The sequence below is a fragment of the Treponema brennaborense DSM 12168 genome (assembly GCF_000212415.1).
Classification (GTDB): Bacteria; Spirochaetota; Spirochaetia; order Treponematales; family Treponemataceae; genus Treponema_F; species Treponema_F brennaborense.
In genome coordinates, this window is sequence record NC_015500.1 from 2397920 (window position 1) to 2417040 (window position 19121).

The following is a 19121-nucleotide window of genomic DNA, read 5'->3' on the forward strand; positions in this document are numbered from 1 at the left end:
TTTTTTTCCGAAAAGCGTGCTATACTGTCCGCATGAAACAATTCAGCGTACCGATCCTGCCGATCAGAGTCGAGCGGGACACCGATTCCAAAATGCAAACGTATGAAGTTTCGGGAATCGAATTGGAATACATTCCCGGCTGCACTGCCGGCCGGAATCTGTTTACCGGCGCCTTTTTCGCCGGCGGGACCGACGGACTGGCCGTTTCTTTCTGCGCCGAAGCGCCGCACGCAAAAGCGTTCGCACAGCGGCAATACGATTCGTATACACGGGAAGGGCTCGCCGCTCAGCGGAACGCCGTTCCGCCGGGATTTACGGCGAAGCGGCGTTCTTACAAGGGCAAAGTGTTTGAAGACGACTGCCTTGAACTGTTCATACGTCCCGCCGATTCCGACGTCTATTACGGCTGGGAAATCAATGCGTGCGGCGCCTGCCTCGATTACCGTGCCGGCGTCGGGGAAAGCGGGCTGAAAACCGTTTCCGTCCCGAATCGCGCGCAAGACGGCAGCACAGAACGGGACGGTACCGCCGCGCCGGACGCTCATCGGGAAGTCTGCGGACGGAAAACGGATCGGATTGAAGGAATCGATATCCATTTCGATTACGATTGGCAAAGCCGCGCGCAGTGGCGCATGGAATGCGAAGACGTTTTTTGGTATTTGGAACTGTTCGTTCCCTGGAGCGACTTCGGCATGAGCGAACCGCCGGCACGGGGAACCGTCTGGTACGGCACGATAAACAGAATAGACGCGGGAGTTTACGGCCGGCCGCACGTGCGCGGCGAGTCGGGACTGCAATGCCTGCTCGACTTCGCCGATACGGACGCCCCCGCTCCCCGGTTTCATCAGCCGCAAAGATTCGCCGCGTTCGAGTGGCTGCCCCTGCCCAAAAAAAATACCGGCGGCACATCGAAATGACCGTCGGTATCGAACGAACGTAAAAAAACCGCCCGTAAACGAGTTCCGCGCGGTACGCCGCCGGACTCCGTCAGGGCAGTTTTTTTGCCTATTTCGGCCTGTCAGCCGTTTTCAGCTTATCAGCCGTTTTCAGCTTATCAGCCGACCACTTTTTTGACGCGAGTGTCGAAGAATTCGGCAAAATTCGCTTCGGTTATACCGGTGATAACTTCGTCGCCGATTTTCAGATTCGCACCCGGTTCACCGCAACGGCCGAGGCACAACGTACCGGCAAGCGTTACTTTGTTTTCAAGCCCGTTTTCCTTGATCGCCTTTTTCAAAAGCTCAAGAATGCGGCCGGCACCTTTTGCATGGCAGGAGCTGCCCATACATGCTTCAATCGTCATACTACACCTCACTTTATACGAACAGTATAAATAACTTCGTCGCCAATACGACGGCAACGAGCGCAACCGGATACGTCGCGGCATATGCGGACGCCACGTCGTCCGTTCCGGCCGTATTTATTAACGCTCCCAGGGCCGGAGTACTGGTCATACCGCCGGTAATCGCACCGAGATTGTTGAAAATACTTAATTTGAACACATACTTTGCAACCAGGAATCCGATTATCATCGGTACCAGCGTAATGATAGCGCCGAAGATAAAATACGAAACGCGCACGTTGTGCACGAATTCCATACCGCCGGGAACTCCCGCTCCGATCAGGAACAAAATCAGCCCCAATTCACGGAAGCATTTGACGTTCGCCTTATCGATACGGCAGTCCAGAGGCCCGATGTGACCGAAATGGCCGATAATCAGCCCCGCAACCAACGTTCCGCCGGACGTACCGAGCGAAAAATTGATGCCGGGGATTTCGATCGCACCGATGATACAGCCGAGCGAAATCGCCAGAAAAAACGGAAAGAAACCGAACTGATCGAGCTTTATCAATTTGCCCTTCGGTTCCGGAACGGCGATCGCGTTCGCCGCAACGAAGTGTTCCCGTTCCTTCGCGATATCGACTTTCAGCAGTTTGGGAACGATCTGCACGAACAGCACGACCCCCAAAACGCCGAACAGATACGCGATACCGTATCCGGCGATAACGGATTCCTGACTCGCCGCCACTTCTTTTGCGGCGGAAAGTCCGGGCGTACTCGTCAGAGCACCCGTCAGCAGCCCCGCCAGCAATTCGGGAGACAAATCCTTATCGACCAACGACATAACGATGATCGAAAGGACGCCGGAACCGATGACGACGATTGCTATCACGATATACGCGAGCGACTTCCGGTTTAACGTCCGGAAAAACTTCGGCCCCGCAATCAGACCGACCGCCGTTACGAACAGCGCGGTTCCGATATTGGATACGAGCGAAAACTGCGTTTTCTGCACCGCACTGTACAAGACGATTTCGCGTCCGCCGAGGGAAAACGAAGGCACGTAACTCAACAGGATTCCGTACGCAAGCGCTATGAGCAGAACGCCCGCAGAGCCTAACGAAATTCCTTTAACGCTTATGCCGCCGACCAGATGACCGAGCGCGCCGACCGTGAAGATAATAAATATCGTCGAAAACAGCGACGCTCCCACACCCGCTACATACTCCATACGATTCCTGCCTGCTTATTTCGCTTCAAAACGAGGATTGCCGTGCGTGTACGACGGCAGCAATTTCGGAGAAACGGTATTTCCGGTGATTCCGGCCTTTTTCCGTTCGTCGGCAAAGGACGCGACGTGCTTCAAGGAAGGTTTGCCCGGTTTTGCCGTTTTGGCAGTCGCCGCCGCGTTCTTTCCCGCGTTGCGGCCGAACACGATAATGTCCAGCAGCGAGTTGCCCATCAGCCGGTTGCGTCCGTGAATACCGCCGACCGCTTCACCGGCAACGAACAGGTTTTCAACGCCGGACATGCAGTCCGCGCTGATGTCGATGCCGCCGTTCTGATAGTGCAGCGTCGGATACACGAGGATCGGTTCCTTGCGGATATCGATACCGTATTTTTCAAACATGCGCAGCATGGCCGGAATACGTTTTTCGATCGTGCCTTCGCCGTTTTTCAGTTCAATCATCGGAGTGTCGAGCCAGACGCCGTTGCCGCCGCCGGTCGCGATGCCTTTACCGCGTTCGCTGCATTCGCGGATAATAGAGGCGGCCGAAACGTCGCGCGTTTCAAGCGGATGCATGAACGCCTCTCCGTCGAGGTTGATCAGTTTGGCGCCGAGCGAACGCACTTTTTCGGTTACGAGCGCGCCGAAAATCTGTTCGGGATACGCAACGCCCGTCGGATGATACTGCAAAGTGTCGGCATACAGCAGTTTTGCGCCGGCGCGGTATGCAAGTACCAAACCGTCGGCCGTCGCACCGTAGTGGTTAGACGTGGGGAATCCCTGATAATGCAGACGCCCCGCGCCGCCGGTCGCGATAATGACCGTTTTCGCGCGCGCGATGAGGATTTCACCGGTTTCCATGTTCTTGAGAACGGCGCCGCACGCTTTGCCGCTTTCGTCCAGAATCAGTTCGATCGCCGCCGTAAAATCGACGACCGGAATACCGCGGTTGAACACTTCGTCGCGCAGCGTGCGCATGATTTCGGCGCCGGAATAGTCCTTTGCCGCGTGCATGCGTTTGCGCGACGTTCCGCCGCCGTGCGTCGTAATCATCGTGCCGTCGGCGTCTTTATCGAATTCGACGCCCAAATCGTTCAGCCACTGAATGGCTTCGGGCGCTTCGCATACGAGCGATTTCAGCAATTCGGGTTTCGCGGCGAAGTGTCCGCCGCCGAACGCGTCCAGATAATGGATTGCAGGAGAGTCGTTGGGCTTGTCGGCAGCCTGAATGCCGCCTTCGGCCATCATCGTGTTGGCATCTCCGATACGCAGTTTCGTCACGATCATGACTTTTGCACCGGCCTCGTCGGCTTCGATCGCCGCCGAAGAACCCGCGCCGCCGCCGCCGATAATGAGCACGTCGGTTTCATAATCGGTACGGGACAAATCGATATCGGAAGGACTGACGCGGCTGTTGCCCTGCAGCAGTTCGGCAAGTTCGAGCGGCACTTTTTCACCCTTGTTCGGTCCGATTTTAAGTTCGGCAAATTCGCTTTTCTTGTAATCGGGATGAAACGTTGCGAGCAGTTTGTCTTTTTCATCCGCCGTCATACGGCGCGGTTCCAGCTCCGCGTTCGCTTTCCGGGCAGCCGCCACTTTTTCGGCGGATTTACGCATTTCGTCTGTATACATGTCGCGTCTCCTATTTTTCGATTTCCCGGTTGTTGTACAGTTCTTTCATTTCCGACACCGGTTTCTGCATCAGTTTTTCGATCAAATCGTTAAACGTACCGTCTTTGATTTCCTGAACGCGGTCGCTCAAGTGCTTCGACGCGGGAGCGAGATATTTGCCGTTCAGACGGCGCGCAAGCAAACCGACTTGCGGATGTGAAATACCCGCCGGGCAGCGTGAAGAACAGACGCCGCACATAACGCAGTCGAACGATTCTTCGGCACATTTTTCAAACTCACCGCGCTGCGCGTACGCAACGTACTGCATGACGTTCAAACCCTGCGTACAGGCTTTCGTGCACGCGTTGCAGCCGATACAGCTGTAAATTTCGGGATACAGCTGCATCATCACGCTCTGTTCGGGTTTGATTTTTTCGATATCGTACACCTGTTTTACCAGCGGAAAAAACGGCAGCGTCGCAACGTACATATCCGCTTCAACCTGCGTCTGGCAGGCCAGGCACGCGTGCAGTTCGTTTTTACCCTTGATGCGGTAAATGGTCGCACACGCACCGCAGAAACCGTTGCGGCAGCCGCAGCCGCGCACCAACTGATATCCCGCGTATTCCATCGCGGTCATGATAGTCAGATTCGAGGGAACGTCGTATTTCTTTCCCATCAAAAAAATAGAAACCATATCGCTCATAGTTCGTAACTCCTAGTATTCGGAAGGCAATTCGCCGAGCTGATCAAAACGGAACACCGGTCCGTCTTTGCATACGTATTTGTCGCCGATATTGCAGCGACCGCATTTGCCGATACCGCACTTCATGCGCAGTTCCATCGTCGTATACACCTGCGTGTCTTTGAAGCCGAGCTCTTTGAGACCGGCGAGCGTAAACTTTATCATGATGGGCGGTCCGCACATCAGTACCGTTTTGCCCAAATCGGGATTCAGTTCCTTAACGTAGTTCGGAATGAAGCCGACGTGACCGTCCCAGTCGTCCTGCGGATTGTCGATCGTCAGGTTGACTTCCACGCCGTCGCTTTTCATCCATTCGTCAAGAATTTCCTGATAATCGACGAGGTCGGCTTTCGAGCGGGAACCGTAAATAATCTGCACTTTGCCGTAATTGGCGCGGTTGTCGCGCACGTAGTTGATGACCGACCGCAGCGGAGCGAGCCCGATTCCGCCGGCAATGAACAGCAAGTCTTTGCCTTTCAGTTCGGTTTCGACCGGAAAGCCGTTGCCGTACGGTCCGCGTACGGTAATCTGCTGGCCGACTTCCATATCGTGCAGCCACGAAGACAGGCAGCCGCATTTTTTGACGCTGAACTCCATAAAATCCTTGTTCGTCGGAGACGACGTGATCGAAATCATCGCTTCGCTGACTCCGGGAACGGAAAGCATGGCGCACTGGCCGGGAATATGTTCAAACAGTTTTTTGCCGTCGGTTCCCACGACGCGGAACGTCTTAACGTCGGGCGTTTCGCTGCGGATATCGGTTACGACCGCAACTTTGGGAATAAGCGTATCTTGTTCCATTATTCGTCTCCCAATGTTTTCATTACTTTTACGATGTTCATCGAAATCGGGCATTTTGCCAGACAGCGGCCGCAGCCGACGCAGCCGTACTGCCCGTCATTGTTCGACGGAAAATACACGAGCTTGTGCATGAAGCGCTGACGGAACCGTTCAAGTTGCGTCAGACGCGGGTTGCCGTGCGCCATTTTGGTAAAATCCGAATACATGCAGCTGTCCCAGCAGCGAAACCGCTTGACGCCGTGACCGGTGTCGAAATCGCGGATATCGTAGCACTGGCACGTCGGGCAGACGAACGTACAGGTGCCGCAGCCCAGACACGCCTGAGACAGGCTCTTCCAGCGCGGATCGTTAAAAATGTCGAGCAGGTTTTCGCCTTTGAAGCGGTCTTTGCACAGATGCGCGAACGGCTGTTTTTCCATCGCGGCGGAAGTCGCCTTTTTCTGAGCGGTTACCGCCGCTTCGCCTGAAGCGTCGGCCGGAGTAACGGCGGCGCTCAGCGAATCGAGCAATTTTTTGCCCTTTTCGGTTTTCGCTTCAAGGTACAGCGTACCGTCGGCAATCCAGCCGCTTACGTCTCCGGCAGGGTCCGCCGCGTCTATGCCAAACAGGTTGCAGAAGCACGTCGGCGCCGGCGCGGTGCAGGCGACGGTTACGATCGTGCCGTGTTCGCGCCGTCCTTTATAGAACGAATCGACGGGATCTGCAAGGAATACTTTATCAAGTATGCCGAAGCTCGCCGCGTCGCACGCACGCACACCGAATACGATAAAATCCGCGTTCGGTTCACGGGCGTCCACTACTTCGATATTCTTTCCTTCCATTTTGAAGTCGACGATATTTTCCGTCTGCGGAAAGAAAAAGTCTTTCGCACTGCGCACGGTATTTAAAGCCGAACTCAAAGCGGCGCCTTTCCGCCATTTTTTGAATTCAGCCTGCCCCGCCTGATTGTTGACGGGCAGATATACGTCCTGTTTTTCCGCCGCAGCGGCAAAAAAACGGTCGAGTTCGGAAACGGGAATTCGTACCATCAGTCGTTTCCTCCTTTTTCGGAACTCCGCTCGTATACGACGGAGGGTTCAACGTCGCCCGTCGTGTACGTGTTCAACGGCGCGCGCGATTCGGTATCGGCGCCGGCCTGATAATCACCGTACAGTTCGTCGATGTCTTTAATGAACTTGCGGTTCAGCAAATGCAGCGGAATGTGCTGCGGACACACGCGCGAACATTCGCCGCAGTCCGTACAGCGGCCGGCGACGTGAAACGCGCGGATAATATGGAACATGTTTTCTTCAAACGAATCGGACGGCGCTTTGTTCGCAACGCCGGATCCCGGATTGTCGAACACGCACAGTTCACACGAACAGGCGGGACACACGTTGCGGCACGCGTTGCAGCGGATACAGCGGGACAGTTCGCCCCGCCAGAACTCGAACCGCTCGTCGGGAGACAGGGCTTCAAGTTCGGCGACTTTTGCAAACCGTTTTTTTGCCGTTTCCGCGTCGAGCTCGCTTTCGTCGCAGCTTACGCCGTCCGCGCTCAACAGTTCGTCGTACGCGACGTGTTTTTTGCCGCGGCACACCAGACAGCGCTCGGCAGTTTCACCCGATTCGGGGTCTTTCATGCCGTTGCACGGCACACCCACCGCGTACACGTTTTCGCGGATAATGCGGTGTTCCTTGATCAGCTGATTGAAACTGTACGTGTCGCACGGTTTCAAAAATACCAGAATCTTGCCTTCTTTGCGCGATTCTTTAATCAGATATTTCGACATATTCGCACCGCAGAACTCGTTGTACACGAATTCCCTGCCGAGTTCTTCTGCCGAAGAAAACACGGCGGGCGTAATGTCGTAATTGAACAGCCCTTTCTGCCAGCCGAGCACGCGCGCAACGCTGCCTGAAGCCAGCATGTCTTTTGCCTTGGCAAGCAGGGCGGCGTTTATCGTTTCGTACATCGCAAGTCCTCCAGCCGTTTATTTTTACCGAGCGACGTAATCGTCGCCGCAAAATCGTTCATCGTCGCGGCGAACTTCGCTCCTTCCGCTGCGGAAACCCATTCCACGCGGGTGCGGCCTTTTTCAATTCCCAAAAAATCGAGCATCGAAAACAGCAGCGTCATGCGGCGGCGCGCAAAATAGTTGCCGCTCGTATAGTGGCAGTCGCCCGGATGGCAGCCGCACAAAATGACGCCGTCCGCGCCGCGCTGAAACGCGCGCAGAATGAACATCGGGTTGATCCGGCACGAACACGGCACGCGGATAATTTTTACGTCGGCGGGATACGCCAGACGGTTCGTTCCGGCAAGGTCGGCGCCGGCATACGAACACCAGTTGCAGCAGAACGCGACTATTTTGGGTTTAAAAGCTTCCGTTTCAGTTACCGGCATATTGCGTCCACCTCCGCCATGATTTGACTGTTGGAAAATCCGTTCAAGTCCATCGCTCCGGACGGACAGGCAACCGTACACGCGCCGCAGCCCTGGCAAACTGCCGAGTTAACCTGCGCAACGCGGCGCACGGCGACGGTGCGGTCGGGCATTTTGAACTCTTTATCCGCATAGGTGATAGCACCGTACGGGCAAACCTTTTCACATGAAGAACAGCCGTTGCACATCAGTTCGTTGCTGCGCGCAACGCACGGGTTGCCGGTCAGTTTGTCTTTTACCAGCAGACTGATAACTTTAGACGCGGCGGCGCCCGCCTGGGCAACCGTTTCCGGAATGTCTTTTGGCCCCTGACACGTTCCGGAAAGGAACACGCCGGCAGTCGGACTTTCGACCGGGCGCAGTTTGGGATGCGCTTCGGTAAAGAAATCGTTCGTATCCATACTGGCAGTCAGCAGCGTCGCAAGCGGACGCGCCGTTTTATCCGGCTCGATCGCGGCAGCCAAAACGACCATATCCGCGCTGATGTGCAGTTGTTCGTTTGAAATCAAATCGGACGCCTGCACGTCGAGCGTTCCGTCCGCACGGGGAACGACTTTACCAACCATGCCCTTGACGTAATGCACGCCGTATTGTTCGACGGCGCGCCGGTAAAACTCGTCGAAGTTCTTGCCGGGCGTACGTACGTCGATATAGAACACGTACACGTCGGTATCCGGATATTTTTCGCGCGTAAGCATCGCGTGCTTTGCCGTATACATACAGCAGATTTTGGAACAGTATTCTTTGCCGCCTTTACAGCTGTTCTGTTCGCGGCTTCCCACGCACTGAACGAATACGATCGTATGCGGATGTTTGCCGTCAGACGGGCGCAGCAGCGTTCCCGACGTGGGACCGGCGGCGTTCGTCAATCGCTCGAATTCAAGCGACGTAACAACGTCTTTGCTCTGCGCGTATGCGAATTCATCGTACTGATCGATTTTAATCGGATTAAAACCGGTTGCAACGACGATTGCACCGTATTTTTCTTCTATAAATTGGTCTTTCTGCGTATAGTCGATAGCGCCGGCACCGCACACTTTCGAGCAGATGCCGCACTTGCCGCTTTTGAGCATCATGCAGGAATTTGCGTCGATAGTCGCAACTTTCGGAACGGCCTGCGCAAACGGAATGTACACGGCGGTGCGGTTGTTCATGCCCAAGTTGAATTCGTTGGGAATCTTTTTCTGCGGACATTTTTCGGTACAGATACCGCAGCCGGTGCATTTGGTTTCATCGACGTAACGCGCTTTACGCTTGATCGTAACGGTAAAATTGCCGACGAAGCCTTTTACGTCGGACACTTCGCTGTACGAATAGATTTTGATTTTGTCGCTCTGGGCGCAGTCTACCATTTTCGGGGTCAGAATACAAGCTGCGCAGTCGAGCGTGGGAAACGTCTTGTCGATCTGCGTCATTTTACCGCCGATAGTCGGCTGTTTTTCTACGATATCGACTTCAAATCCCGCGTCGGCAATATCGAGTGCAGTCTGAATACCGGCAATACCGCCGCCGATAACCAGCGCGCGCTTGGTAACCGGAGATTCCCCCGGCGTCAGCGGCGCGTTCAGATGCACTTTCGCAACGGCGGCTTTACCGAGCGCGATCGCTTTTTCGGTTCCGGTCGCCATATCTTTATGAATCCACGAACACTGCTCGCGGATGTTCGCAATTTCGACCATATACGAGTTGAGACCCGCGGCGGCGGCCGTTTTTCTGAACGTCGCCTCGTGCATACGGGGCGAACAGGAGCAGATAACGGCACCGGTAAGTTTATGTTCTTTTATTGCGTCTTTGATGATGTTCTGTCCGGCTTCCGAACACATGTACTGATATTCGGTAGAAAAGACAACGCCCGGTTCGTGTTTAAGCACTTCGGCAACAGAGCGCACATCAACGGTTCCTGCAATATTCGTGCCGCAGTGGCACACAAAAACGCCTATTCTTTGCATTTTTCTTCCTTAATTAACCGTCTATTTGCTGTATTTTCTGAAAGCACTGACCAAAAGCTGCTGCGGAATTTCCGCGTCTTCGGCACAGAGCGCCGGAATCTCTTCCGGCTTCAGATGATTTTGACCTTGCTGCCGGATAACCGCCAAGCGCACCGCTTCCACCAATTTGGCAGGCTCCACGTTACGCGGGCAGCGATCCACGCAGGCAAAACACGACAGGCACCGGTACAGCGACTTTGAATTCAGCAAAGGCTCGATGTTGCCGGATTCAACCATGGCCACGAACTGATGCGGATGATATTCCATTTCGTCGTACGACGGGCACGTTGCAGAACATTTACCGCACTTCATGCATTTGCGCGGATTTACGCCGCTTGAACGGATGATCTGTTCGCGGAGATTTTTATTTTCCATTTTACAGAACCTCCTTTTCCGACACGCCGAGCGCCTGCGCGAGCAGTTCCGTAAAATAATATACGGGAGTCGTTTTTGACGCTTCGTTCTTGTTCAGATTATACAGGCAAAGCGGGCACGCGGTTACCAATAATTCGGCATCCGATTCCGCCGCGTTCAAAAGAATTTTGCCGCCGCGTTTGTGCGCCGTATTTTTATCTTCAATCGTAGCGTAACCGCCGCAGCATTCGTTGCGCAAACCGTACGCAACCGGTTCGCCGCCGATTGCACGGATAAAATCTTCGATAATCACCGGATTTTCCGGATTATCCATCTGCATGACCCGCCCGGGACGCAGCAGCAAGCAGCCGTAATACGCGCCGATTTTTTTACCGGTAAACGGTTTTACGACCTTTTTTGCAATCGCATCGAAACCGACTACGTCGCGCAGCAATTCCAGATAATGCAGCACCTTCGTTTCACCGTTGTACGGCGTTTCAAGCTGCATATAGTTGTTCGCCTTCGCCGCAATCTCCGCGTCGGTACGCATATCGTTGTTCACCTGCTTGAGCACGTTGTGACACGCCGAACAGATCGTTACCAAATCGCGGCCGCCGTCGCGCGCCTGAGCGAGCGTGCGCACGGAAGACAGCTTCGTCGCGATTTCATCTTTTGCCATCGGATACACGCCGCCGCAGCACTGCCATTCGGGAACTTCTTCAAGCGTAATTCCCAAAGCGGCGGCGGCCGCGCGTGCGGAACGATCAAGTTCGACCGCTTTCGTCCGCAGCGTGCATCCCGGATAATAACTGAAAGTCATTTTTCTTCCTTATAAGTTTGGCGGCATGTATGCGCGCCGGGTTAAAGAGTCTGCGCAAACACTGCAAAAGCGCAAACTCCCGTTAAAAGTGCACCGGCACTTTTAAACCTGCAGTGCGTTCTAAACCATTTGTTCGGGATGAAATACTTCATCGAATTTTTCGGCACTCAGGAAACCGAGCGCAACGCACGCTTCTTTCAGGGAAATGTTTTCCTTGAACGCTTTTTTTGCCGTTTTCGCCGCGTTTTCATATCCGATATACGGATTGAGCGCGGTAACGAGCATCAGTGAATTGTGCAGGTTGTGGTGCATTTTTTCCCGATTCGCTTTTATGCCGACCGCGCAGTTATCGTTGAACGAAACCATCGCTTCGGCAAGCAGCCGCACTGACTGCAAAAAATTGTAAATGCAGACCGGCATGAACACGTTCAGCTCAAAGTTTCCCTGACTTGCGGCCATACCGACGGCAACGTCGTTGCCCATAACCTGAACGGCGACCATCGTTACCGCTTCGCACTGCGTGGGATTGACTTTACCGGGCATGATTGAAGAACCGGGTTCGTTTTCGGGTATGAAAATTTCACCGAGACCGTCGCGCGGTCCGGACGCGAGCCAGCGAATATCGTTCGCGATTTTCATCATATCGCACGCGAGCGCTTTGACCGCGCCGTGAGCGAATACGATTTCGTCCTTACTGGTGAGCGCGTGGAATTTGTTCGCAGCGGTAACGAATTTTTTACCGGTCAGTTCCGACACGGCGGCGGCGACTTTTACGTCGAAGCCTTTCGGTGCGTTCAGCCCCGTCCCGACCGCCGTTCCGCCGAGCGCAAGCTCGGTCAGCGGTTCTATCGAACGGACGATCAGTTCGCGGTCGCGTTCCAAAGAAGAACGCCAGCCGCTGATTTCCTGCGAAAAGGTAATCGGCGTCGCGTCCTGTAAATGCGTGCGTCCGCTTTTGACGACGCCTTCGTTTTCGGCTTCGAGCCGTTTGAACGTCGCAATCAGCGTATCGACGGCGGGCAGCAGTTTGTCTTCGAGCGCCATAACCGCCGAAATGTGCATCGCCGTCGGGAACGTGTCGTTCGACGACTGACTCATGTTGATGTCGTCGTTCGGATGCAGCAGTTTGGAACCGGCGATTTCATTGCCGCGGTTCGCGATAACTTCGTTCGCGTTCATGTTCGACTGCGTACCGCTTCCGGTCTGCCAGACGACGAGCGGAAAATGATCGTTCAGCGAACCGGAAATGACTTCGTCGCAGGCTTTACCTATTGCGGAAAGTTTTTCCGCAGTCATTTTTTCGGGCTTGAGCGCGGCGTTCGCCATTGCGGCAGCCTTTTTGAGGATACCGAACGCTTTGGTAATTTCGCGCGGCATCGTTTCGATTCCGACGCCGATTTTGAAGTTTTCGTGACTGCGTTCCGTCTGGGCGGCCCAATATTTATCGGCGGGAACTTTTACCTCGCCCATTGAATCGTGTTCTATTCTGTATTCCATAATACCGTACTATGCTCCGCGCTTAAAATTTCAGCTGGCTGATAACGTCTTTGAGGCTGTCGGCGCTTTTCTTCAGCGATGCGACTTCCGTATCGGACATCGGCAGAATCAGTTTTCCGCCGATACCGTCGCGGCCTACCAGGGAAAGCGTACTCAGACACACGTCTTCAATACCGTACTCGCCGTGCATCAGCGTGGAAACGGTCAGCGTCGTGTCCGTTTCGCAGAAAATGCATTTGCAGACGTGACAGACCGAAATGGCGATCGCGTAGAACGTCGCGCCTTTGCGGGAAATGATGCGTCCGCCGGATTTGCGTACGTAATTTTCAACTTCTTCATGCACCAGCGGCGGGAACAATTTGTCTTCCGCTTTTACGCAGCTGCTGAACGAATCGATCGGCACCGTCGAAATATTGCACAGCGACCACGGCACGAACGAACTGTCGCCGTGTTCGCCGAACACGTACGCGTGCACGTTCTGCTGGCTGACTTTGTAATATTCGGAAAGGCGCGAACGAAGACGCGCGGTGTCCAGCGTCGTTCCGGAACCGATAATGCGGTTTTCGGGCAGCCCGGACGTTTTATAGAACTGATACGTCAGAATATCGACCGGATTGGCAACGATAATATATATCGCGTCCGGCGCGTATTTGGTAATTTCGGGGATGATCGATTTGGTGATATTGACGTTCGTCTGCGCCAAATCGAGGCGGGACTGACCGGGTTTGCGGGCGATGCCGGAGGTCAGAATGACGATATCAGAATCTTTGGCGTCCTGATAGCTTCCCGCGTAAATCTGAACGGGATCACAAAACGGCATTCCCTGCCGGATATCCAGTGCTTCACCCAATGATTTTTCGAGGTTGATGTCGATCATGACAATTTCGGAAGCAAGACTCTGCACTGCAAGCGTGTACGCGATAGTAGAGCCGACGCTGCCCGATCCGATGATAGTAATTTTGTTTCCCATTATATCCGTCCTTATAGCAAGTGCCGAAGCCGGAAAAATTCCGGGAGCACCCGTATTTTCATAGTACGGTGCCAGTATACCAAAACGTAAAAAATTAGGGAATACATTTAGATAATATTTTATCAATAATTTTTTAGATAAATGCTGTTTTTTGTAATCGGACAACGGTATTGTGCAAAAACTTCGTACAATACCGCATATCCGGTTATTTTTCAGCGTTTCGGCGAGCCGAACCGGCCAGAATGCGCGCATACGGGAGCGGCGCCAGCATAAGCAGGACGGCGATTCCCAGCCCGGCGAGCGCCGGAACGGTGTTGCCTGAACGGACGGTTACGATCGCCGCGGCGAGCAGCAGCACACCGGCGCCGACTCCGCAGAATCCGGCCGCGCGGTGCGTTTTACGCCAAACCGTTTTATCCGAAAACGTCGCGGCTGTCCGCACTCCCAGCCATTTATTCGGTTTTATGAGCGCCGAATAATTGCCGATCGCCATAAACGTGAGCGCAAGCGGTACGAGTATAAACAGCAGCATCACCGCGGGCATCGGTTCGCCGGACGCCGCGCGCTCGAACTGAAACGCCGCATATACGCACATCCATGACGCGCACAGCAGCACGGCGGTTACCGCCGAGATAACGACGGCGACGACTTTTACGTTCTGTTTTTCGGGTTTCGTTGCGCGGAATGCGCACAGCGCCGCTACCGGAAACAACACCGGAATCAGCGAAAAAAGCCGCAGTTCCCACACGCTGCCCCAACGGTCTGCCATCAACGCCCAATTCACGTGCACCGGTACGGACGCGGGCAGGCGCGCCGTTACGGCGAACAGCACCGCGCAATTAAGCAGCGCTGCGGCGGCGCATACGATGCACGTAATCAGTCCGACGCGCATCGGCGAAACCGCCGCACGGGAAGTATCAGCCGCGCGGGAAGTATCAGCCGCGCGGACGCCGTCGTCAATCACACGGGCAGAATCAGCTGTCCGAGAAGTATCCGCGTACATCGGCGGATCGGATTTTTTTTCATTCATTTGTTTGCCTCCAAAGGATCACTCGACGAATCGGCCATTGCAACGACCAATTCTATCAATTCCTGAAAAACCGTCATATTGGCCGAATAGATCAAATTCTGCCCTTTTTTTTCGCATGAAACGAGTCCCGCGTTTTTCAGGATACTCAAATGGTGAGAAACCGACGGTTTCGCCATATCAAAATGGGCGGCGATTTCACCGGCCGTCATATCGCGCTCCCGTAAAAGCGCGATAATCGTCCGCCGCGATTTATCCGCCAGCGCATTCCACACATCCGACACGTTTGCCTCCATTTATTATATATTTAGATATATATCTAAATATATAATAATATAAACACGGAACAGTGTCAAGGCTTGCTGCAACCGATTGCATACTTTCAAAAAATACCATACAGTTTTTGTTATGAACACACACAGGAACCCGTTTTATCGGGCAGCGGCCGTTTTAATAATATGCGTATTCCCGGTCGTCTCAGCTGCCTACGGCGTCTCAACCGCAGACGCCGTCTCCGCTGCCGATGCACAGCAGAATGATACGTTTCCTTCTATTGAACCGGCTTTCGTTTACCGAGCGCAGACGGCGGACGGAGAATTGACGCCGCAAGATTTGATTCAAGCCGCGCTCGCGTTTTCCGAGTGCCCCGCCGATTCGGACGAAGGGCGCGCAGTGATCGCTGCGTTCAGCCGCATCAGCGCCGCCGTGTCGCAGCCGGATTTTATGCAGCTGCCGGAACCGGAGCGCGCGGAAGCCGTTCTGTCGCTTCTCTATCGCGACGTGCTGAAACGGTACCGGGAAAACGAATCCCGCATACAGCGCCTGTTTGCCGAAGGAACGTACAACTGCGTCTCGTCGAGTATCCTGTATATGGCGGCGGCGCGGGCGGCGGGACTGACCGTAACCGGGCAGAAAACGCCCGACCACGCGTTCTGTACGCTCAACCTTGAAACCGGCGCAGTCGACGTGGAAACGACCAATCCGTACGGCTTCGATCCGGGGTCAAAAAAAGCACTTGCCGCGGAATCAGCAAACGCGAGCGCGTACGCATACGTTCCCAAACGCAAATACGCGAACCGCGCCGCCGTCAGCGACCGGGTGTTCGTCGGTCTGATCGGCGGCAACCTGAGCGTTTCCGCTATGAACCGCGGCGAATACGGACGCGCCGTACCGCTCGCCGCCGCGCGGTACGTATTTCTTGCCGGAGAAACAGGCGGAGCAGCGAACGACGTCCGCAAAGAATTCGACATCGTGTGCACGAACTACCTGACGGTACTGCAAAAACGGAAAGCATACGATCAAGCGCTCCGCTGGGCGGCTGCGGTTACCGAAAGATGGGGAACGACGGACATATGGCAAAAAGCGATAAACACGGCGGTATACAATACGGTTGTGGAATTGCTGAACGGCAAGAGTATTCCGCAAGCGGAATCACGTTTTACGGAATGGGAACCGCGTGTTGATGCGAACACGCAGCGAAAGATACGGAACGCAATTGTTGCGGCCCGCGATGCCGAAGGCGCCGCCGTCTGGATACAAAAAGTGATTGAAGCGGCAAACGGCAAGGCCTTTCTTGAAGCGGCGGAAATCGCACGGCAGGGACTTGCGGAATATGAAGGCAACGCGCAGCTGAAAAAACTGCACGATCAGTGTCTGCAAAATTACGCCTCACTCGTACACAATCAAATAGCACTGTTATACAACAGGCAATCGTACGAACAGGCTAAAATGGCTGCCGAAGAAGGTCTTTCCCACGTACCGGCAAGTAAGCTGCTCCAAAACGATCTGCTGAAAATCACCCGGCAGCTCGAAAATAACGGTATGAACGACTGATGATCGTCCGTACCGTTATTAACGCCAAGCAGCCGGAAACCGGCGCGTAGCCTGCCGGCGCTGAAAACACATCAGTCTTTTTCAGCCTCGGGCGTATCGATCGTTTTAGGCAGCAGCAAGTTCAGCAGAATACCGACCAGCGTCGCAAGCGCGACGCCGCCCAGAGAGAACGTAAAACTCTGGCCGATGTTGAACTGCAGGATACCGCCGCCGATACCGATAACCATAATAACCGACGAAATGGTCAAATTCCGCTTATCCTTGTAGTCGACGCCACTTTCGACGATCGTGCGCAATCCGCTTGAAGCGATCAGTCCGTACAGCAGCATGGAAATACCGCCCATAACCGGACCGGGAATAGTCTGAATGATAGCACCGAATTTCTGGATAAAAGACAGCAGCAGCGCAATCACGGCCGCGCCGCCGATAACCCAAACGCTGTACACTTTCGTAATCGCCATTACGCCGATATTTTCACCGTACGTCGTATTGGGCGGGCCGCCCCACAAAGACGCCCAGGCCGTCGCAAGTCCGTCGCCGAGCAGCGTCCGATGCAGTCCCGGATCCTTGTAAAAATCGCGGCCGACGACTTTGGACGTAACGAGCGTATCGCCCAAATGTTCGCAGATCGTCGCGAGCGACACGATGATAAACGTAATAATCGGCACTATGCTGAATTGCGGCAGCGCGAAATGCGGAAAACCGAACCAAGCCGCCTCTTTTACAATGGTAAAGTCGATCAGCTTATACGCCGGAAAGAACAACCCCATCACGAACGTAAACATATATCCGCCGACCAGTCCGATCAGGATCGAAATCGTATTGAAAAATCCCTTGCAGAAAATGCTGGCAACGACGGCAATGCCGAGCGTCACGATGGCGATTGAAAAATACGCCAAAGAATAGGTACCGTTGTTCATCATAGCCGAATTCATCGCCGTAGGAGCAAGATTCAAACCGATGACGATGATAACCGAACCGATAACGACCGGCGGCAGCGCGCGGTCGAGCCATGCCGTACCGGCAACTTTCACGATTCCGGCCACGAGGGCATAAAAAATACCGGCACAAAACGCGCCGCCAAGCGCAGCCGGCATTCCATACACACTTGAAATCCCGATTATCGCCGGAATGAACGCGAAAGACGATCCCAAAAAGGCGGGAACTTTCGCGCCGGTTACCAGAATATAAATCAGCGTTCCGGTTCCCGCCGTAAACAAAGCGGTCGACGGGCTTAACCCCGTCAGCAGCGGAACCAGAACGGTTGCGCCGAACATGGCGAACACGTGCTGAAAACTCAGCGGAATCCAACGCCCCAGCGGAGGGCGGTCGGAAGGGCCCAGAATCGAATGATCACTCATTTTTTCCTCCTCACAAATCGTCGAACACTGTAGCATAAATGCCGATTTTTGAAAAGAATGAAACATATATATTGAAAAGAAATATATACAACTGAGACAAAAAAAAGTATACTTTTCCCATGAAAATAAAACACGGAGCCCGACTGACGGCGCTCATCGCCGCACTTGCCGTATTAACGGTGCAAATATCGGCTCAGACACTGTCGGTCACCAAAAGCGCGGTACTGCCGTGCGGAAAACAGCCCAAACAGGTTCTCTTTACGCCGGACGGCAAAGCCGTCGTGCTGCCGCTGCTCGACGATACGGGCTTTGAAGTCATAACGCTCCCCGCTGCCGGCGAACCGGCACAAACCGAAACGCCGGCGAGTCGAAGCGTCGTCCGTCCGCCGCGCGCCGAACGGAAAGGCTTTGCCGAAGGCTTATTCGTTCCCGAAAAAGGCGCCTTTTTCATATCGCAAATGACCACCGGTTACGTGTACGAATACGCATATCCCGGATTTACGTTACGCCGTGAAATTCCGGTCGGCGGCGAATGGTGCAAGTTTATCGCCTGGGACGGAACGCGGCAAAGACTCGCCGTATCCAATTGGATTTCAAACACGGTTTCGATTATCGATTACGAAAGCGGTAAAACCGTTAAAACCGTGCGCACCGCCGCAGCCCCGCGCGGCCTCGCCTTTACCGAAAACGGAAACACACTCATCGTAACCTGCTTCGACGGCGGCGTCGTTCAGAAGATTCACGTTGAATCCGGTACCGAAACCGCCCGGATCGGCGTACCCAAATCTGCCATGCGCCACATTGCCGTAACCGCAGACGAAACGCGCGCGTACGTCAGCGATATGTACCACGCGGCGGTTTACGAGATAGACCTCGCGGCGTTCACCGTAACGGACACGTACCGCGTGTTCAACAATCCCAATACGATCTGCCTGTATAAAGATCGCTACCTGTTCGTGTCTTCACGCGGTCCCAACGATCCGGTCGATTACACCAGACGCAGCCCCGAAAACGGTAAAATCACCGTGATCGACACGGCCGCCAAGACGGTGCTCGCAGCGATAGACGGCGGCAACCAGCCGACCGGCTTGAGCGTCGCACCCGACGGCAGTTCGTTCTGTTTTTCAAACTTTCAGGACGCAAACGTCGAATTATACCGCATACGGTTTGCCGAATAACG

At 54.3% G+C, this 19121-nt stretch carries 19 protein-coding genes; 3 read left to right on the plus strand and 16 right to left on the minus strand.

What is annotated here, in order from left to right; genetic code table 11:
* The first annotated feature begins 32 nt into the window (after positions 1–32).
* Entirely contained in the window at positions 33–917 is an 885-nt protein-coding gene (locus tag TREBR_RS13815) for a carbohydrate-binding family 9-like protein (RefSeq protein ID WP_013759143.1), read from the plus strand.
* 137 nt (positions 918–1054) lie between these two features.
* Here the strand turns inward: TREBR_RS13815 and TREBR_RS10450 are convergent, their stop codons facing one another.
* From TREBR_RS10450 to TREBR_RS10520, 15 genes are all read right to left on the minus strand, one after another.
* Entirely contained in the window at positions 1055–1387 is a 333-nt protein-coding gene (locus tag TREBR_RS10450) for a (2Fe-2S) ferredoxin domain-containing protein (protein WP_425358328.1), read from the minus strand.
* Positions 1317–2513, minus strand: a complete 1197-nt coding sequence (locus tag TREBR_RS10455) for an aspartate-alanine antiporter-like transporter (RefSeq protein ID WP_013759145.1) — start codon at positions 2511–2513, stop codon at positions 1317–1319. The genes TREBR_RS10450 and TREBR_RS10455 overlap by 71 nt, the downstream gene beginning before the upstream one ends.
* Before the next feature lie 15 nt (positions 2514–2528).
* Complete coding sequence (locus tag TREBR_RS10460) at positions 2529–4142, minus strand: FAD-dependent oxidoreductase (protein WP_013759146.1); 1614 nt, start codon at positions 4140–4142, stop codon at positions 2529–2531.
* Between the two features lie 10 nt (positions 4143–4152).
* Positions 4153–4827: a 4Fe-4S dicluster domain-containing protein gene (locus TREBR_RS10465; protein WP_013759147.1), complete on the minus strand. Its 675-nt coding sequence runs from the start codon at positions 4825–4827 to the stop codon at positions 4153–4155.
* A 12-nt stretch (positions 4828–4839) separates the two neighbouring features.
* Positions 4840–5667, minus strand: a complete 828-nt coding sequence (locus TREBR_RS10470) for an FAD/NAD(P)-binding protein (protein ID WP_013759148.1) — start codon at positions 5665–5667, stop codon at positions 4840–4842.
* A complete protein-coding gene (locus TREBR_RS10475; protein ID WP_013759149.1) occupies positions 5667–6695 on the minus strand; it encodes a 4Fe-4S dicluster domain-containing protein in 1029 nt (342 codons plus the stop codon). The genes TREBR_RS10470 and TREBR_RS10475 overlap by 1 nt, the downstream gene beginning before the upstream one ends.
* The gene (locus TREBR_RS10480; RefSeq protein ID WP_013759150.1) at positions 6695–7621 is read right to left on the minus strand and encodes a 4Fe-4S dicluster domain-containing protein; all 927 of its coding nucleotides are present in this window, start codon (positions 7619–7621) and stop codon (positions 6695–6697) included. The genes TREBR_RS10475 and TREBR_RS10480 overlap by 1 nt, the downstream gene beginning before the upstream one ends.
* Entirely contained in the window at positions 7606–8052 is a 447-nt protein-coding gene (locus tag TREBR_RS10485; RefSeq protein ID WP_013759151.1) for a hydrogenase iron-sulfur subunit, read from the minus strand. Before TREBR_RS10485 ends, TREBR_RS10480 begins: the two co-directional genes overlap by 16 nt.
* Positions 8043–10040 carry a CoB--CoM heterodisulfide reductase iron-sulfur subunit A family protein gene (locus tag TREBR_RS10490; RefSeq protein WP_013759152.1) on the minus strand — a complete coding sequence of 666 codons (1998 nt, stop codon included), beginning with the start codon at positions 10038–10040 and terminating at the stop codon, positions 8043–8045. The genes TREBR_RS10485 and TREBR_RS10490 overlap by 10 nt, the downstream gene beginning before the upstream one ends.
* A 21-nt stretch (positions 10041–10061) precedes the next feature.
* Positions 10062–10454, minus strand: coding sequence for a 4Fe-4S dicluster domain-containing protein (locus TREBR_RS10495; RefSeq protein ID WP_013759153.1), 393 nt, complete (start codon positions 10452–10454; stop codon positions 10062–10064).
* A gap of 1 nt (position 10455) precedes the next feature.
* Positions 10456–11253 carry a CoB--CoM heterodisulfide reductase iron-sulfur subunit B family protein gene (locus tag TREBR_RS10500; RefSeq protein WP_013759154.1) on the minus strand — a complete coding sequence of 266 codons (798 nt, stop codon included), beginning with the start codon at positions 11251–11253 and terminating at the stop codon, positions 10456–10458.
* 120 nt (positions 11254–11373) lie between these two features.
* Positions 11374–12750, minus strand: a complete 1377-nt coding sequence (gene fumC, locus TREBR_RS10505; RefSeq protein WP_013759155.1) for a class II fumarate hydratase — start codon at positions 12748–12750, stop codon at positions 11374–11376.
* Positions 12751–12772: 22 nt separating this feature from the next.
* Positions 12773–13720, minus strand: a complete 948-nt coding sequence (locus tag TREBR_RS10510; RefSeq protein ID WP_013759156.1) for an L-lactate dehydrogenase — start codon at positions 13718–13720, stop codon at positions 12773–12775.
* A gap of 205 nt (positions 13721–13925) precedes the next feature.
* Positions 13926–14750, minus strand: coding sequence for an SdpI family protein (locus TREBR_RS10515; protein ID WP_013759157.1), 825 nt, complete (start codon positions 14748–14750; stop codon positions 13926–13928).
* Entirely contained in the window at positions 14747–15031 is a 285-nt protein-coding gene (locus TREBR_RS10520; RefSeq protein WP_013759158.1) for an autorepressor SdpR family transcription factor, read from the minus strand. The genes TREBR_RS10515 and TREBR_RS10520 overlap by 4 nt, the downstream gene beginning before the upstream one ends.
* Positions 15032–15155: 124 nt before the next feature.
* On the opposite strand from TREBR_RS10520, the gene TREBR_RS10525 reads away from it, so the two are divergent.
* Positions 15156–16580: a hypothetical protein gene (locus TREBR_RS10525; protein WP_013759159.1), complete on the plus strand. Its 1425-nt coding sequence runs from the start codon at positions 15156–15158 to the stop codon at positions 16578–16580.
* 71 nt (positions 16581–16651) lie between these two features.
* Here the strand turns inward: TREBR_RS10525 and TREBR_RS10530 are convergent, their stop codons facing one another.
* Complete coding sequence (locus TREBR_RS10530) at positions 16652–17941, minus strand: solute carrier family 23 protein (RefSeq protein ID WP_013759160.1); 1290 nt, start codon at positions 17939–17941, stop codon at positions 16652–16654.
* A 119-nt stretch (positions 17942–18060) separates the two neighbouring features.
* Between TREBR_RS10530 and TREBR_RS10535 the strand changes: the two genes are divergently transcribed.
* Positions 18061–19119 (plus strand): YncE family protein, encoded by a 1059-nt coding sequence (locus tag TREBR_RS10535; RefSeq protein ID WP_013759161.1) that lies wholly within the window; start codon positions 18061–18063, stop codon positions 19117–19119.
* Positions 19120–19121 lie beyond the last annotated feature (2 nt).

Excerpts from the sequence above, each read along its gene's own strand:
- TREBR_RS13815 (WP_013759143.1), top strand. The coding sequence starts at position 33 with ATGAAACAATTCAGCGTACCGATCCTGCCGATCAGAGTCGAGCGGGAC.
- TREBR_RS10450 (WP_425358328.1), bottom strand. The coding sequence starts at position 1,387 with ATGCCGCGACGTATCCGGTTGCGCTCGTTGCCGTCGTATTGGCGACGA.
- TREBR_RS10455 (WP_013759145.1), bottom strand. The coding sequence starts at position 2,513 with ATGGAGTATGTAGCGGGTGTGGGAGCGTCGCTGTTTTCGACGATATTT.
- TREBR_RS10460 (WP_013759146.1), bottom strand. The coding sequence starts at position 4,142 with ATGTATACAGACGAAATGCGTAAATCCGCCGAAAAAGTGGCGGCTGCC.
- TREBR_RS10465 (WP_013759147.1), bottom strand. The coding sequence starts at position 4,827 with ATGAGCGATATGGTTTCTATTTTTTTGATGGGAAAGAAATACGACGTT.
- TREBR_RS10470 (WP_013759148.1), bottom strand. The coding sequence starts at position 5,667 with ATGGAACAAGATACGCTTATTCCCAAAGTTGCGGTCGTAACCGATATC.
- TREBR_RS10475 (WP_013759149.1), bottom strand. The coding sequence starts at position 6,695 with ATGGTACGAATTCCCGTTTCCGAACTCGACCGTTTTTTTGCCGCTGCG.
- TREBR_RS10480 (WP_013759150.1), bottom strand. The coding sequence starts at position 7,621 with ATGTACGAAACGATAAACGCCGCCCTGCTTGCCAAGGCAAAAGACATG.
- TREBR_RS10485 (WP_013759151.1), bottom strand. The coding sequence starts at position 8,052 with ATGCCGGTAACTGAAACGGAAGCTTTTAAACCCAAAATAGTCGCGTTC.
- TREBR_RS10490 (WP_013759152.1), bottom strand. The coding sequence starts at position 10,040 with ATGCAAAGAATAGGCGTTTTTGTGTGCCACTGCGGCACGAATATTGCA.
- TREBR_RS10495 (WP_013759153.1), bottom strand. The coding sequence starts at position 10,454 with ATGGAAAATAAAAATCTCCGCGAACAGATCATCCGTTCAAGCGGCGTA.
- TREBR_RS10500 (WP_013759154.1), bottom strand. The coding sequence starts at position 11,253 with ATGACTTTCAGTTATTATCCGGGATGCACGCTGCGGACGAAAGCGGTC.
- fumC (WP_013759155.1), bottom strand. The coding sequence starts at position 12,750 with ATGGAATACAGAATAGAACACGATTCAATGGGCGAGGTAAAAGTTCCC.
- TREBR_RS10510 (WP_013759156.1), bottom strand. The coding sequence starts at position 13,720 with ATGGGAAACAAAATTACTATCATCGGATCGGGCAGCGTCGGCTCTACT.
- TREBR_RS10515 (WP_013759157.1), bottom strand. The coding sequence starts at position 14,750 with ATGAATGAAAAAAAATCCGATCCGCCGATGTACGCGGATACTTCTCGG.
- TREBR_RS10525 (WP_013759159.1), top strand. The coding sequence starts at position 15,156 with ATGAACACACACAGGAACCCGTTTTATCGGGCAGCGGCCGTTTTAATA.
- TREBR_RS10530 (WP_013759160.1), bottom strand. The coding sequence starts at position 17,941 with ATGAGTGATCATTCGATTCTGGGCCCTTCCGACCGCCCTCCGCTGGGG.
- TREBR_RS10535 (WP_013759161.1), top strand. The coding sequence starts at position 18,061 with ATGAAAATAAAACACGGAGCCCGACTGACGGCGCTCATCGCCGCACTT.